The 16796-nt window shown below is 32.6% G+C and carries 13 protein-coding genes; 5 read left to right on the top strand and 8 right to left on the bottom strand.

Annotated features, from left to right (window positions below):
* Window positions 1-3: 3 nt before the first annotated feature.
* From QLS31_RS08885 to QLS31_RS08905, 5 genes are all read right to left on the bottom strand, one after another.
* The gene (locus tag QLS31_RS08885; protein ID WP_099714746.1) at window positions 4-303 is read right to left on the bottom strand and encodes a hypothetical protein; all 300 of its coding nucleotides are present in this window, start codon (window positions 301-303) and stop codon (window positions 4-6) included.
* A 370-nt stretch (window positions 304-673) separates the two neighbouring features.
* Window positions 674-2143, bottom strand: coding sequence for an oligosaccharide flippase family protein (locus QLS31_RS08890; protein WP_282743565.1), 1470 nt, complete (start codon window positions 2141-2143; stop codon window positions 674-676).
* 47 nt (window positions 2144-2190) lie between these two features.
* A complete protein-coding gene (locus QLS31_RS08895) occupies window positions 2191-3480 on the bottom strand; it encodes a glycosyltransferase family 4 protein (protein WP_282743566.1) in 1290 nt (429 codons plus the stop codon).
* A 63-nt stretch (window positions 3481-3543) separates the two neighbouring features.
* Complete coding sequence (locus QLS31_RS08900) at window positions 3544-5949, bottom strand: YfhO family protein (RefSeq protein ID WP_282743567.1); 2406 nt, start codon at window positions 5947-5949, stop codon at window positions 3544-3546.
* A 48-nt stretch (window positions 5950-5997) separates the two neighbouring features.
* Entirely contained in the window at window positions 5998-6279 is a 282-nt protein-coding gene (locus tag QLS31_RS08905) for a DUF4834 family protein (RefSeq protein WP_121342559.1), read from the bottom strand.
* Window positions 6280-6403: 124 nt separating this feature from the next.
* On the opposite strand from QLS31_RS08905, the gene QLS31_RS08910 reads away from it, so the two are divergent.
* Both QLS31_RS08910 and QLS31_RS08915 read left to right on the top strand, forming a co-directional pair.
* On the top strand, window positions 6404-7339 hold the full coding sequence (locus QLS31_RS08910; RefSeq protein WP_282712363.1) for a transporter: 936 nt from the start codon (window positions 6404-6406) through the stop codon (window positions 7337-7339).
* Window positions 7339-8457 (top strand): GTP cyclohydrolase, encoded by a 1119-nt coding sequence (locus QLS31_RS08915; protein WP_282743568.1) that lies wholly within the window; start codon window positions 7339-7341, stop codon window positions 8455-8457. Before QLS31_RS08910 ends, QLS31_RS08915 begins: the two co-directional genes overlap by 1 nt.
* A gap of 89 nt (window positions 8458-8546) precedes the next feature.
* On the opposite strand, the gene QLS31_RS08920 is transcribed toward QLS31_RS08915, so the two are convergent.
* Both QLS31_RS08920 and QLS31_RS08925 read right to left on the bottom strand, forming a co-directional pair.
* Window positions 8547-9020, bottom strand: coding sequence for a hypothetical protein (locus QLS31_RS08920; protein WP_282743569.1), 474 nt, complete (start codon window positions 9018-9020; stop codon window positions 8547-8549).
* A gap of 120 nt (window positions 9021-9140) precedes the next feature.
* Window positions 9141-10403: a pyridoxal phosphate-dependent aminotransferase family protein gene (locus tag QLS31_RS08925; RefSeq protein WP_099714739.1), complete on the bottom strand. Its 1263-nt coding sequence runs from the start codon at window positions 10401-10403 to the stop codon at window positions 9141-9143.
* 251 nt (window positions 10404-10654) lie between these two features.
* Here QLS31_RS08925 and QLS31_RS08930 point away from each other — a divergent pair, with 251 nt between their 5' ends.
* The gene (locus QLS31_RS08930) at window positions 10655-11419 is read left to right on the top strand and encodes an NYN domain-containing protein (protein ID WP_099714738.1); all 765 of its coding nucleotides are present in this window, start codon (window positions 10655-10657) and stop codon (window positions 11417-11419) included.
* Here QLS31_RS08930 and QLS31_RS08935 read toward each other — a convergent pair.
* Window positions 11416-13797 carry a hybrid sensor histidine kinase/response regulator gene (locus QLS31_RS08935; RefSeq protein ID WP_282743570.1) on the bottom strand — a complete coding sequence of 794 codons (2382 nt, stop codon included), beginning with the start codon at window positions 13795-13797 and terminating at the stop codon, window positions 11416-11418. The two genes, QLS31_RS08930 and QLS31_RS08935, sit on opposite strands and share 4 nt — an antisense overlap.
* A gap of 186 nt (window positions 13798-13983) precedes the next feature.
* On the opposite strand from QLS31_RS08935, the gene QLS31_RS08940 reads away from it, so the two are divergent.
* On the top strand, window positions 13984-15492 hold the full coding sequence (locus tag QLS31_RS08940; protein WP_282743571.1) for an FMN-binding glutamate synthase family protein: 1509 nt from the start codon (window positions 13984-13986) through the stop codon (window positions 15490-15492).
* Between the two features lie 679 nt (window positions 15493-16171).
* Window positions 16172-16750, top strand: coding sequence for a non-canonical purine NTP diphosphatase (locus QLS31_RS08945; protein WP_282743572.1), 579 nt, complete (start codon window positions 16172-16174; stop codon window positions 16748-16750).
* Window positions 16751-16796 lie beyond the last annotated feature (46 nt).

Consider the following 16796-nt stretch of genomic DNA (forward strand, 5'->3'; position numbering starts at 1 on the left):
ATGCTATTCTGAATAGCATTTTTCTTCAAATGTATTTCCATCTTCATCGATAGCTATCACAATATTTTTTTCTTTTGAAGAAACATAAGTTAAATAAATCCAGCCAACTGACCAAACTCCTAATGTCATACAACAAATTAAAAAATTAAACCCGTGATCGACCTCTTTCCTGCCTTTTGATAAAACAGCAAAAGGTAAAGTATCATTTTTTTCTATAATAGTAAATCCATGGTGGATTCTATTAGCTATGATACTAGAGAATTTTTGTAAGCTTTCTTCGTTAATGTATGGATTGCTTTTCATAATTATTGGGATAAATTACTTTAGCTATTTAATTATTGTCTTTTCTAAAGATAACAACTGCAAAAATAAGGATAGTCGCTTATTTGTACAATACCCACTTTTAGTGATTTTTGATCACTGCAAAACAATTAAACGACTATTAACTTTTATAATTAAATTTCTCTACAAATATATTTTTTTTAGATTCCTCAAAAGTTACACAATAATTATTTAAAGTTATAATATTCACATACCGACTTCCTTAATCATTAATACAATAAAGACTTGTATCATTATTTTACAAGAGAGAAAACCCAAATTTGAGGTGAGATTTTGTTAGAAAGATTATTTTAAAAATTAAGATTAGTCGTATTTTCTGAACTGAAAAAAATTACAACTTGATTCTTAACTTTTTCAAAACAACATCTAAAGCTTGATTAATTTCAATAGAAATAACAAATTTGTAGTTTATATAAACATACAAAAGGGTAACTAAAATTGATTTTAATCCAATGCTAATTATTGGGCTAAAAGGAAACTCCCAAAAATAAAATGCCAAAAATATTCCAAAAGTAATTCCAAGAGAATACAATGTCTGATTTGTAAATGGATACAAATGCATTCGTTTGACAACAAAAAGTAATTTAGCCAAACTGTATAAAGTTATAGATAATAAAGTAGCTACTGCAGTTCCTGTTATGGCATATCTAGGGATAAAAAACATGTTTAAGCCTACTGTCAAAAAAACAAGCAATAATCCTAAAAACAAAACCATTCGATAATATTTTGAATTGAAAATTATAGCATTGTTATTTCCTAAAATCAAATCAAAATATTTAGATATACCAATCAAAAATACCACAAGAATTCCTCCACTATATTCTTTTGGAACCATTACATATAACTGATTGATATTAACAAAAATACACAACATCACAAAACCTCCAACAACTTGTAAATTGATGGATGTTTTTTTGTACAAATCATTTAATTCATCGTGTTTATTCTCATGCATCAATTTAGCCGTTATTGGATAGGTAATCTGATGCATTGCACGACTGGGAACAGCAATAACAGAGGCAATATAAGTCGCAACAGAATAATAGGCTATATTCTCAATTTTAATGTACTGATTCAGCATAATCTTATCAATATCCAGCAACATAACCGCTACACTACCTGATAAAATAATGAAAAAAGTGTATACTAAAACATCTTTCACATTTTGAGGAATGGAGAACTGAAAAGCAGGTTTTTTTATTCGGAAAGCATAAAACATCGTAATAATAAAAGCCAGAAAATAAATAATAGCCGTAACATAAATAAATTCTACAACAGTAATCCATTTGTAATAGACTCCAATCAACGCAAATAAAGAAAATAATCTAAGTCCAACCTCTTTAACAAAATTTCCAAAAACTGAGTGCATGTGAACCCTTGCCCAAGCATAAAAAATTTCGAAATATGCCATACTCAGCCCTATAAATGGAATAAGCCACAAATAATCCTTAACTACAGGATTTTCCTTGCTCAAGTACAATGAAATAGGTTCAAAAAAGAATAAGCCAATCAATACTAAAGGAATACATAATAATAAAGGGATTAGCACTGTAAATGATAGAAACTGAGAGCGTTCTTCTTCTGTTTTATATTGAGTATAAAACTTCACCAAAGTATTTTGCATCCCAAAAGCCAATAAAGGCATAATAATATTTGCCCAAGAAAGTATATAGTTTGTTAAAGCATAAAATACTGTTCCTAAAAAAAATGGATATAAATAAAGTGTGTTGATTGCCCCAATTCCAAAACCCAAATAGGTAATTATCGTATTCTTTAAAGATTGATTTAATACTATTCCCATTTTAGGCGTTTAAAGTTTAAGGTTAAAAGTAGATCGAACTTCTAATTTTATTGGGTTAATTGTACCAATTCTTTGGTAAGATTTTTTCTGGAATAGCGTTGTAATCCAACTCCGTTTGCTTGTAATTTACCCTCCAAAAACTGATTATAAAAGTCCAAAATTACACTTTTAAGTTTCATTTTCTCTGAATAATCAAAAAACACGCCTGTATTGGTTTCCGTTATGATTTCGGCAAAATCAGAACCGTTAGGACCAATCGCAACAATAGGTCTGTTTGAAACCATATATTCAAATAATTTCCCAGGAATAATGCTTTTAGTATCTTCAGAATCAATTTCTATAAGCAACAAGACCTGAGATTTTCTTTGGTGCGCAATCGCTTCTGTATGCGAAACATAACCCAAATTATTCAAATAGGAATTAAGCCCAAATTGAGTAATTGTTTCCAAGACTTCCTGACTCACAGCTCCTATCAATTTCACTTCCAAATACGATTTGAAATCAGGAATCTCATGAAGCAATTCAACCAAACTTTCCCATAAAATCAGAGGATTTCTCTCAGAAAGAAAAGAACCAATATGCGCTAAGCTAAACTTTGAATCCAAGGTTTGTTTTCCAACTTCTTCCGTATCATAACCATTCGTTATTACCACAATAGGCTTAGTGGTAATCGCTTGAAATTCAGTTTTGGTAGTTTTACTGGTTACTATAACTGTGTCGGCTGTATTCAAAACCCGATGCTCTAATGCTTTGTGTTTCTTGGCAGCAAAACGAGACAATCGTAAGGATTTATGATAGCCAATAGTAGTCCAAGGATCCCGAAAATCGGCAAACCATTTTAAATCTAATTTTTGTTTTAATTCCAATCCAATAAGATGCAGACTATGCGGCGGTCCAGAAGTAACAATGGTGTCAATATTATTTTCTAAAATGTATTTTTCCAAATAAGCAACCGATGGTTTTACCCAAAAAACACGTGCATCCGGAATAAAAAGATTTCCACGAATCCAAAGAAATGTTTTATCCAGAAAAGATTGTTTTTTCTGATTTGGAATAATTCCTGAACTGATTTTCTTGGTTTTGTTTTTCGAAAGAAAAGAAGCCAGTTGATACGGTTCAAAAATCTTCTGTTTCAGAATAATCGCTTTATCCGAAACTTCTTTAACCAAGTTCTCATCAACAATAGGATACGTTGGATTCTCCGGAATGTATACAATTGGTTGAATACCAAAATCCGGCAAGTACTTAACAAACTTAAGCCAACGCTGTACTCCAGGTCCTCCAGCCGGTGGCCAATAATAGGTAATGATTAAGAGTTTATTGGGTTCTGGTTTCAATTTAATTTTTTTATGTTAGTAGAGACGCACTGCAGTGCGTCTCTACAGTGCGTCTCTAACTAATTACACGAATTTCTTCCTTTCGAAATAAATCCCACCTGCTAAAAGTAACAGCATTCCTATTGAACTTATCAACGTAATTGTACTTCCGGTTTTTATCACTTGAGGTTCAAACTTGAATTCTACTTTATGATCCCCTTTAGGAATTATTAATCCCCTTAAAACATAATCTACTCTAATATGATCTGCACTTTTTCCATCAATGTAGGCATTCCAACCTTTTCCATAATACATTTCGGAGAAAACGGCTAAACCTTCTTTTGAATTATTAGACACATATTTCAAGTAATTAGGTTTGTAATTTTCTAAAATTATAGTGGTTGAACTGTCTTTGGCGAAAGCCGTATTTTTAATTTCAAAATCTTTACTATTTACAACTGCTACATTTTTAGAATCCAAACTATCCAACGCTTTCAACTCTTCATCAGCAGAATTCACCAATTTTACCTGGCTCACAAACCATGCATTTCCATTAACAGCCGGATTTGATACTGGGAATTCTTTTCCTTCTTTATCCTTTTGGATAACATACTTTACATTAAGCATGTTAAGAACCTCAATGTTATTTTTTGAAATTTGATAGTCAATTAATTGCTGCATTCTTCTAGGTCTTACGGCGCTGTAACCACCAATAGATTTATGGAAATAAGAAGCTCTTGCCCCCATAATATCGCCCACTTCAAAAACGCGGTAATTAGCCGTGTCTTTTAGAATCTCAGCATCAGAAGGCGACTCCTGAAAAGGCACTTCAACTTGACTTCCGCTTACAAAATCTTTCCCGGAAACATATTTTTTATCTACAAAAAACAAATCGGAAACCATCAATAAACCTACGATTATAATGGCTGTGTTTTGAGCAAATCTGTCTTTAATGAACAACCATAAAACACCGGCTGTCAATACAATAAAAAAGCCTGAACGCAATAAATCAGCGCTGTATAAACTCATTCGATCCAGTTTAAGCGCATTGACAAACTCAGGACCGTAACTTTCTTGAAAATAAGCATCGTTTCCTCCTGAAAAGCTGAACATACTTTTGCTTAAAAATAAAATCAAAATAATTCCTAAACCTAAAATTGTGGTTTCATATAATGCTTTCCATTGTAGTTTTTTGTCTAATTTGAAGAAAGACTGTAATCCCATAATAGCCAAAACTGGGAAACACAATTCCAAAACAACTTGTATAGAAGATACCGCTCTGAATTTATCATACATTGGAACATAATCAATAAAAAAGTCAGTCAAAACAGGGAAGTTTTTACCCCATGAAAGAACTAACGCAACTATTGAACCAGAGAGAAAAACATATTTAATCTTTCTTTTATCGATAAATAAAGCCAAAATCGCCAAAAAGAACACTACTATTCCAATATATGCAGGAGCTGCCACAATAGGCTGATCTCCCCAATACGTTGGCATTCCCGAAACAAAATCAGTTGCCTGATCCTCCGGAACTCCCTGACCTATCATGAATTCATACATATTACTGTCTTTACCTACAGCCTCATTATTAGAACCACCAAAAAGTCGGGGTGCAATAAGATTAAAACTTTCCATTACCCCATAACTGTACTCCGTTATATAGTCCTTAGACATTGAAGAAGTAGTTTCGTTTTTTGAACCGTTTGGATTGAATGTCAGTTCGCTTTTCCCACGAATACTAAAATCAGCATATTCAGAAGTTGCTAATAGATTTGTAGCATTGGCACCAATAGCTAAAATTCCTGCCGCTACCAATATCCCAAAGGAATACAACAAGGATTTATATTCCTTCTCTTTTACTTGCTGATATATAAAATAAGCAGAAAGTATCAATAGGAAAATCAATAAGTAGTACGTCATTTGGAAGTGATTCGCATTGATTTCTAATGCTGTCGCAAAAAGCGTAATCAAACCTCCCAGAATGTATTTTTTTTGAAATACCAGAATAAATCCGGCAATAACCAGCGGCATATAAGCAATCGCATGCGCTTTGGCATTATGGCCAACTCCAAGAATAATAATCAAATAGGTAGATAAACCAAAGGCTAATGCACCAAAAAAGGCTTTCAAAGGATCGGCTTTCAATACCAGCATCAAACCATAAAATCCAAGGAAATATAAAAATAAATAATCCGCTGGACGCGGTAAGAATCGCAATACATCGTCTATTGCGCCAATATAATCGTGTGGATATTTGGCTCCCAATTGATACGTTGGCATTCCTCCAAAAGCAGAATTAGTCCAATACGGTTCAACATCATCAGTGGCTCTAAAGTCATTTTGTTCTTTGGCCATTCCGGTGTACTGCACAATATCGGATTGGAAAATTTGTTTTCCTTGCAATACAGGATAAAAATATAGGAGAGAAATTACAACAAAACCAAATATGGCTAAGGCGTGTGGATAGAACTTATTTATTATTTTCAATGTAAAATGGTTTGGATTAGAGTAAAAACGGTGCTAATAACGACAAATTTAATCTATTTCTTCGTAATCAACATAATCTCCCACTTTTTTGGTTTCGCGTGGATTTTTAGCATTTGCCGTATTGTATATTACTTCATCCTTACTTTGTGTTTTTTTCCAAGTATTATCTTGCGCGTACTGTTGCTGCTTCTGCATATTTTCGCCCGCTTTTTCAACTACTTTTTTAACCAATAATGGCAAAAATAGTTTTGCTAGAAATCTAAAAATATAATAGAAAGCGATCATATAAAAAAGCGCTTTTATAAAACCAGTGAAAGAAGCTGTTTGCATATAAGTGTAATTTTTTCCAAAATTAATAAATCAACCGTTCAAAATTAAAATATCTCTCTTAAATAAATAATAAAATATAGTACATTTGAAAAGCGTTATTACTTTTTAACCCAAAAAAAATAATATGTCCAAAATTAAAATCTTACTTATCGCTGCTATTTCAATGATTCCAAGTATTCATTATGGCCAACATACCGATCAAATAAATTCTAACAGACCGGGCGAAACCATGTCGGCTTACGCAGTTGGAAAATCAGTAATCCAAATAGAAACAGGCGTTTACGGAATAAAACAAAATCACAGTTTATTGAATTATGATGCCAATGGATTTGGAATCGATGCCACCTTGCGATGGGGATTATTCATGGAAAAACTGGAATTGATAGCCGATATACAATACCAAAATGAAAAATACACCACCTTATTCAACAGTTCCAATCGAGCAGATTTCAAACAAACTGTTTTAGGAGCCAAATATTTGATTTACGATCCTTTCAAAAATTATGAAAAAAAGGTAAACATATACAGTTGGAAAGCCAATCGAGCATTTAATTGGCGCCAATTAATTCCTGCCGTTTCAGTATTTGCTGGAGCTAATTTTACTATGGCAGACAACCCCTATTCTTTTTCACCAGAATCCAGCATATCACCAAAAATTATATTAATTACCCAAAACCACTTGGGTGATGGAAAATGGGTTTTTGTTACCAATATCATAGCCGATTATGTAACAACAGACTATCCAAGCTATGGCTATGTCTTGACCTTAACAAGAGGATTTAATGACAAATGGTCTGGTTTTGTAGAAAATCAGGGATTTAAAAGTGATTTTTACAGCGATGCCATTGTTCGTGGTGGCGCAGCTTATCTGTTGAATAAAGACATGCAAATTGACGCATCGATAAGTACAAGCCTTAAAGACACTCCTTCTGCACTTTATGGCGGTATTGGTTTTTCTTGGCGTTATGATGCCAATTACCAAGAAGTAAGAATAAACATTGACAATAAGGATTCTGATAAGAAAGCATTAAAAAGAGCAAAAAAGACAAAAAAAGGATAATGATTACAATAAAAGAAGCTAAAACAAAAAGTGAATTAACGGATTATATCAAATTCCCTTTTTCCCTATACAAAAACAATAAATATTGGGTTCCGCCAATCATTGCCGACGAATTGGAAACCTTCGACAAAACAAAAAATCCGGCTTTTGAAAATGCCGAAGCCTATTTTTATATTGCCTACAAAAACAATGAAATAGTAGGCAGAATTGCAGCAATCATTAATTGGAGCGAGGTAAATGACCAACAAAAAAAGAAAGTTCGTTTTGGTTGGTTTGATGTGATTGATGATATCGAAGTGACAAAAGCACTTTTGGAAAAAGTATATGAGTTAGGTCGAAAAAACAATTTAGACCATGTTGAAGGTCCAATGGGATTTTCCAATTTAGATAAAGTTGGTGTCTTAACAGAAGGTTTTGACGAGATTGGAACTATGATTACGTGGTACAATCATCCCTATTATGCCAATCATTTTGAACAATTAGGATATAGCGTAGAAAAAGAATACCTAGAAAGTAAATTCCCTTTCGAAAACGTAAAACCGGAATTTTTTGAAAAGGCAAATGATTTGGTAAAAAGAAGATACCAATTAAGTCCGCTTAATTTCAAAACTACCAAAGAAGTGATGCCGCATGTAGATAAAATGTTTGATTTATTCAACGAATCGTATGCTTCCTTATCCTCTTTTGTAGCTATTTCTGATGTTCAAAAAGAATATTTCAAGAAAAAATACATCAGTTTTATCAATCCCGAATTTATCAAATTTGTGGAAGATAAAGACCATAATATTGTTGCTTTTAGTATTGTAATGCCTTCCTTTTCTGAAGCGTTGCAAAAATCAAAAGGAAAATTATTCCCATTTGGATTCCTTCATTTGCTTAAAGCAAAAAATCAAAGCAAGGATATGATTTTCTATTTGATAGGCGTTCATCCTGATTATCAAAACAAAGCGGTTACAGCGATAATTTTCAATGAATATTACCATACTTTTAAAGAAAAAGGAGTTGTCAACTGTTTCAGAACTCCAGAATTAGCGGATAACCTTGCCATTCATAACTTATGGAAACATTTCAATCCTGTTGTTCACAAACGAAGATGTACTTTCCTAAAGAATTTATAACAACTTAGATTGTACTACTTAAAACACAAAATCCATTTGCCGCGGCGAATGGATTTTGTGTTTTAAATAATGCTGTTTTATAATGAAAACTACATTTTGCAATCAACTTTTGACAAAACGATATTTCCTTCAAATTTTAGTTGTTTCATGTCTTTAAAAGTGACTCTTCCTTTATTGTCATCTACAACATCTCCATAACCTTCAACATAGGTATTTCCTTTTTTCAAAAAAGCAACTTGACGTATTGACGAAACTCCTTCGGACATAAAAGTATAGTCTGCAAAAAGCGTATCGCCTTTTATTTCCCCCACTAAAGTACCTTCATTTTTATCTTTTTCAAAAAATTTATAACTCAGTTTTCCAGAAGCAATTTGATTTCCTTTAATATTCAAAGACATAGAAATAGTGTCTTTTTTAATAATTGCACTATAGCATTCTTCTGAAACTGGTTCTTCTATAACTATTTCTTCAGATGGAGCCGGCATTTCTTCCATTTCTTTTTCTTTCTTACAAGAGACAAAAACACTCATAAAAACGACACTCAATAAAATTACTTTTTTCATAAAATTCAAATTTTAGATTCTATAAATATACTCATTATTGGTTAAGTTTATTTCAAAAAAAAATCCATCAACAAAAGCTGATGGATTTTTATAAATTTAAAATTGTACTAATTTTAGAAACTAAGCATCTAAATCTACTGTAGTTTTAGCTGCAATTTCTTTGTATGTTCCGTTTACTAATTTCTCACGAATAGCTTCAAAAGCCGTTAGTGTTTCGTCAATATCATCCAATGTATGAGGAGCAGTAGGAATAACACGCAATAAAATCATTCCTTTTGGAATAACTGGATAAATTACGATTGACAAGAAAATACCATAATTCTCTCTTAAGTCATTTACCATTACCATCGCTTCTGGTACACTTCCTTCCAAATAAACTGGTGTAACACAAGTATTGGTATCGCCAATATTAAATCCTTTGCTTCTCAAACCATTTTGCAAAGCATTTACATTCTCCCAAAGTTTGTCTTTCAATCCTGGGTTATCACGCAACAATTGCAAACGTTTCAACGAACCAACTGTTTGAATCATTGGTAATGCTTTAGCAAACATTTGAGAACGTAAGTTGTATTTTAAGTAATCGATAATATCTTTATCAGCCGCTACAAAAGCACCAATATTAGCCATCGATTTTGCAAAAGTCGAGAAATAAACATCAATTCCATCTTGACAATCTTGCTCCTCACCTGCTCCAGCTCCTGTTTTACCAAGAGTACCAAAACCGTGAGCATCATCAACCAAAAGACGGAAATTGTATTTCTTTTTCATTTCTACAATCTCTTTCAACTTTCCTTGTTGTCCACGCATTCCAAAAACACCTTCAGTAATAAAAAGGATTCCTCCGCCTGTTTCCGTAGCTATTTTGGTAGCACGTTGCAGGTTTTTCTCCATACTTTCGATATCGTTGTGTTTGTACGTAAAACGTTTTCCACTATGCAAACGAACTCCGTCAATAATACAAGCGTGCCCATCAACATCATACACAATCACATCATTTCTAGTCACCAAAGCATCAATTATAGAAACCATTCCTTGGTAACCAAAATTCAATAAATAAGCCGATTCTTTCATTACAAAAGCAGCTAATTCATTCTCTAATTGTTCGTGATATTTAGTATGACCACTCATCATACGAGCGCCCATAGGAGCCGCTGCACCAAACTCTAACGCTGCATCCGCATCTGCTTTACGCACTTCGGGATGGTTTGCTAGACCTAAATAATCATTCAAACTCCAATTCAAAACCTCTTTTCCTTGAAATTTCATTCTTGGGCCTAAATCTCCTTCTAATTTTGGAAATACAAAATATCCTTCTGCTTGTGAAGCCCATTTCCCTAACGGTCCTTTATTGTTTTGAATCCTTTCGAATAAATCTTTTACCATGATATATTAAGTAATAATTTTAATTTTAAGAAGTTGCAAAAATAATTATTTAAATTTTATAATGGTATTGAAAGTAAATTTATTTTTCAGGAGCTAATTCCTGCTCTCCACTATATCTTTTGTGCCGTCAAAGAAGATTGCTTCGTCCCTAGCAATGACGGCACAAAAGGATGCCGTTTCGATCAGGGCTAAAAAGCGTATTCATCAATAAACTTTGTATATTTGAATAAATATTTCAACATTAGAAATTTATGTCACAAGATACAAAAGAATTAAAACTGGCCGTTCTCATTGATGCTGACAACGTTCCGTACAGTAATGTAAAAGGAATGATGGAGGAAATTGCCAAATTTGGAACACCAACCACCAAACGTATTTATGCCGATTGGACCAAACCCAATGCCGGTGGATGGAAAAGTGTTTTATTAGAACATGCCATTACACCAATCCAGCAATACAGTTATACCGTAGGGAAAAATTCATCGGATTCTGCCATGATTATTGACGCTATGGATTTATTATATTCGGATAAAGTGGATGGTTTTTGTATTGTTTCCAGTGATTCTGATTTTACAAGACTCGCAATACGACTCCGCGAATCCGGCATGAAAGTCATTGGAATTGGAGAACAAAAAACGCCAAATTCATTCATTGTTGCCTGCGACAGATTTATTTATATTGAAGTTTTGGACGGAGCTATCAAAAAGAAGTTACCAAAACGAACTGCCTCCGATGCTAAAAAAGCAACTCCAAAAAGCCTGAATAAAATTGATTTACAAACTATAGAATTAATAGAATCTACCATTGAAGATATTGGTGATGATAGTGGTTGGGCATTTCTTGGGGATGTAGGAAACCTTATTGTAAAGAAAAAACCAGAATTCGATCCAAGAAATTATGGTTTTTCTAAACTTACTCCAATGCTAAAGTCACTTACCGATATTCTAGAAATCGACGAGAGAGATTCAGATAAAAAAGGCATCAAACACGTTTATGTACGATTGCGTTTTAGTTAAACTAAGTTTTTTACCGCACGATATAAAGTGTCATTCTTAATTGGTTTAGATAAATAATGATTCATCCCAATTTCTGCCACACGTAATTTAGTACTTTCCATCACATCAGCCGTTACTGCAATAATGGGGACAGAAGCATTCGCCGCTCCTGCTTCCCCATTTCTAATCGCTATAGTTGCTTCGTAACCGTCCATTACCGGCATTTGAAGATCCATTAATACAATATCAAAATGATTTGTTTTAAACGCATCTAAACATTCCTTACCGTTATTAGCATAAACTACTGTCGTATTCAACCATTTTTTAGTGATCATTTTAATAACCATCTGATTAATCGGATTATCTTCTACCACTAAAACTGATTTACCTTCTAAATCGTAAACCATAGGTGTAGCTATAACTTCTGTCTTGTTTTCTTGCGGAACTATATCAAAATCAAGAGTAATTATACAAGTTGTGCCTTGGTTAACTTTACTTTCCATTTCAATGGTACCGTTCTGCATATCCACTAAAGTCTTTACAATGTAAAGTCCTAATCCTAGCCCTCCAAACTTTCGCTTATTATCTATACTATTTTGAGAAAACGAATCAAAAATACTATCCATTTTTTCTTTGGGAATTCCTACTCCGGAATCTGAAACTGTAAATCTTAAACATGCACGATTATTTTCCTTAATCATGCAGTCTATATCAAATTTTACAAACCCTTTAGGAGTGAATTTAATGGCATTATTTAATACGTTATTCACAACTTGAACTAATCGGTTGACATCACCAATTACAAAATCAGGAATTGTATCTGATTTCGAAAATTGAAAATCTAATCCTTGGTCATTAGCTCTATTAACTGCATTATTTTTTAAATTTTCCAGAACTCTCGAGGGATCAAACTTAACGGATTCCAATTTTAATTCCTTTTTCTCAATTTTAGAAAAATCTAAAATATCATTGACAGAACTTAATAAACTATGCGACGAATACTTTATAATTTGGCAATTTTTTCTAATCTTATCATCCTGAACCTCAACAGAAATTGAATCAATCATATTCATAATGGCATTCAAAGGCGTTCTTAATTCATGACTGATGTTCGATAAAAAATAGGATTTCAAATCATTCATTTCTTCAGAACGAACCAAAGCAAGTCGATTGAGCTCGTTTTTTTCATTCTTAAGATTTCTGATCAAATTTGCCATCGAAAGCGAAAGGAAAATAACCTCTAAACCGGTTCCTAATTTTGAACTGTTTTGTGTTAAAAAAGAATTAGCAACTTGACCGAAATTATTAAGAATAAAAATACCAAAGCCTAAAATTAAAAAAAGAATACCTACAGTAAAGAAAGAATCAACAGGCAACTTTTTATAATATAAATAAATAACAGAGCTAATAATCAAGATTAGAATCAGTAAACCAAGTACATTAGCTAATGGATAAGAAATAGCCAATGCCGCTGGAACAAAAAGAATACACAATATAAGAACGAAAGCTAAAAAATAAACTACGTTAAAAAGAAAGTAAATCGTTTTATTGTATTTTTTTATCTTCAAAAAAACTTCACTGTATTTCCCTAATAGAAAACCTGCCATCATAGCAAAAAACAATACAGCATGATTTGAAAACCACCCGCCCCCCGGTGTAATCAATTCATAAAAATAACCATCTAAAGAAAATTGCATTAACCCGATGAAAACAACATATAAACTATAGTATAGAAATGTTTTTGTACGTAAAGCAAAAAAGAAAAAAAAGTAAATAATAGAAACAGTAGTCAGAATACCATAAAAAATACCAAACATCAATTGCTCATTAGAAATAGTCTTAATAAAGCTTTCTGATGAATGAAGCATTATTGGCATTTTTATAACTTCACCATCACTTTTGAGATGTAAAAATAATTTCAAGCTAGATCTTGGGGTAATTTCAATTTTAAAAATAGTTTTACGATTATCAAAACTACGTTTAGAATAATCTATATTATCACCACTGACTTTTTTAATTATTTCCCCTGAAACTTCATCCACAATAAATAACTCTACTAAATCAGTTATGGGACGCGCCGTTTCCAGATAATAGTTCAATACCAAATCTGTCGGGTTATTAAGTTCTGTTTTTGCCCAAAAATTACTTTGCGTAAAGCCTAAATCATCATTTTCAGTCTTAAGTTTTTTAGGATTTAATGTGTTATAATTATTAATTACGTATTTAATATCTAAATTTCTTTGGCCTACATCTGTAATTGTAGTATAATTATGAAGGGAAATATCTTTAGTAAGCGTATCACTTCTAAAGACATATTGTGAATATGTCTTTGAAAAAAACAGCATAAATAGTACTAATCTTAGAGTAATGTAAAATTGTTTGTGCGTTTTTTGACCCATATATAATAAATTATAATCTACCTAAATGATATACGTAAAAAAGTAGTCTTTTAGTTTTTTAAGTATATCATTTTTTATTCTTAATCTTTCGTTTTGTGAAATAAAACAATTCATTCTAAATAATAACATCAAAAGAAGAAAATATTTAATATTCTTACTAATTTAGTCATTGAAATAACTTTTATTATGAGACAAAAAATTTTCTTTATAGGAATTACCGCATTTATAATCACTCTAATTGTCTATTTCTATTTTAAAACAGGTCTGTTTTTGATGGGAATTTCATTTTTCTTATTATTAATTGGATTTGCAAACAGCATTCAAACCAAACATGCCATTTTAAGAAACTTTCCTGTTTTGGGTTATTTTAGATATTTATTTGAAATGATTGCTCCGGAAATTCAGCAATATTTCATAGAACGATCCACTGATGGAAAACCATTCTCCAGAAACCAACGCTCTCTTGTATATCAAAGAGCCAAAAATATTGATTCGACAACCCCTTTTGGAACTCAATTAAACTTGAATCAATCAAGCTACGAAGGAATCAAACATTCTATTTTCCCTACAGCTGTCAACGAAGAGTTACCAAGGGTGCTGGTTGGAGGCCAAGACTGCGCGCAACCTTATCTTGCGTCTCTATTAAACATATCTGCAATGAGTTTTGGTTCTTTAAGCGAAAATGCCATAGTTTCATTAAACAAAGGAGCGCAAAAAGGCAAGTTTTATCACAATACAGGCGAAGGCGGATTAACTGAATTTCATTTACAAGGAGCCGATGTAACTTGGCAAATAGGAACAGGATATTTTGGTTGCCGTGATGACAGAGGTGGTTTTGACGGAGGTAAATTTGCTGAAAAAGCGAACTTACCAGAAGTAAAAATGATTGAAATCAAATTATCACAAGGCGCAAAACCGGGTCATGGAGGCGTTTTACCAGCTGCAAAAAACACCGAACAAATAGCCAAAATAAGAGGCGTGCAACCACACACCACTATCCTTTCTCCTCCCAGCCATTCTGCGTTTTCTGACACTAAAGGTTTAGTAGAATTTATTGCAAAATTACGATTGCTGTCTAATGGAAAACCCATTGGTTTTAAATTATGCATTGGAGAAACCCGTGAATTTGAAATGATTTGCCAAGAAATGATTTCTCAAAATTGCTTTCCTGATTTCATCACTGTTGATGGCGCCGAAGGTGGAACCGGTGCTGCTCCACTAGAATTTGCTGATGGTGTGGGAATGCCATTTGAACCAGCGCTTATTTTTGTAAATAAAACTTTAGTCCGTTATGAAATCAGAGACAAGATACGCGTCATTTGTAGCGGCAAAATCATATCTGGATATTCAATCCTTAGAGCGATAGCTCTTGGAGCAGATATGTGCAACAGCGCACGTGGATTCATGTTTTCATTAGGTTGTATTCAAGCCTTGCGATGCAATAATAACCAATGTCCAACCGGAGTTGCGACACAAGATAAAATGCTTATGAAAGGACTGGTCGTAACGGACAAATCAGAGCGTGTATATCATTTTCATAAAAACACTTTACACGCAGCTAACGAACTTCTTGCTGCTGCAGGCAAAAAAAGTTTTGCCGATGTTGACATTAACATTTTCATGCGTGGCGATGAGTTTGCCCATTTATCTGATTTGTATTTCCCTGATAATTTAAAAAGTGTTCAAAAACATTAAAACAAAAAAGGAGGACCTTTAGAGTCCTCCAATTGTCGGTTCTGATTTACCATTATCAACTCATACAATTATATTAGTATAGCTGACTATTGAATTATCATATCTTATTGCAAGATTGATATACTCAAGTAATTAATCAAAACCACATTCAAAGATACAATCTTATTTCATTCAAAACATTGAAAAACATACGTTTAACTAATAATTAACGCACAAGCTCATTGCGTTAGAAATCACAATAAAATAATCATTCCATACCTTTAAAAATTATTTCTCTAATTCTTATTTGAAAAAGTAAAATCCTTAGAATTAAACCATAAAAAAAGGAGGTCTTTTTAAAGGACCTCCGATTGTAAATTTTGATTTACCATTTATCAAACATACCGTTCAGTATGAAATGACAATTTGAATACTCTTCTCCTTGCAGATAGTTTTTATTCAAGTGATTAATCAAAATCACACTCAAAGATACAACTTATGTTCGTTAAATAATTAAAATTCAACACTTTAACTATTAATTAACGTACTGAATTTCAATTAATTACAACCGAATATACTTTTAAAATCCAAATACACAGCTATTCTTATTACTATATAGACTCTTCATACAGTTATTCGCACATCATAACACACTGTCTAAAAAAATGTATCTTTGAACTTTAAAATTAAACCCAATAAAATGCAACTTGTTTTCGCTTCCAACAACAAAAATAAAATACTGGAAATACAAAGTATACTTCCTGAAACGATTGAAATTCTTAGTTTAGAAAGTATCGGCTGTTACGAAGATATTCCGGAAACTGCCGCAACAATAGAAGGCAATGCAGTTCTAAAAGCCAATTACGTTACACAAAAATACGGTTACAATTGTTTTGCTGATGATACCGGACTGGAAGTAGATTCCCTGAATAGTGAACCTGGCGTTTACTCTGCAAGATATGCCGGAGAGCAACGCAATGCTGATGATAATATGAATAAATTATTAGAATGCTTATCAGATAAAAGTAATCGAAAAGCACAATTCAAAACAGTGATTGCATTGAATTTAAACGGAAAACAGCATCTTTTTACAGGAATTGCACGAGGCGAAATTACGTTAGAAAAATCGGGAGATCAAGGATTTGGTTACGACCCTATTTTCAAACCTGAAGAATATCAAGAAACTTTTGCACAATTATCATTGGCTATTAAAAATAAAATCAGCCACAGAGGAAAAGCTACACAGCAATTAATTGATTTTTTAAAACTGAATAAATAAACGCCTTAAAATAGAACATTTTTATAACAAAAAAACAAATTTCAAG

Origin of the sequence: Flavobacterium sp. XS2P24, from assembly GCF_030010285.1 — a bacterium.
In the GTDB taxonomy this organism is placed as follows: domain Bacteria; phylum Bacteroidota; class Bacteroidia; order Flavobacteriales; family Flavobacteriaceae; genus Flavobacterium; species Flavobacterium algoritolerans.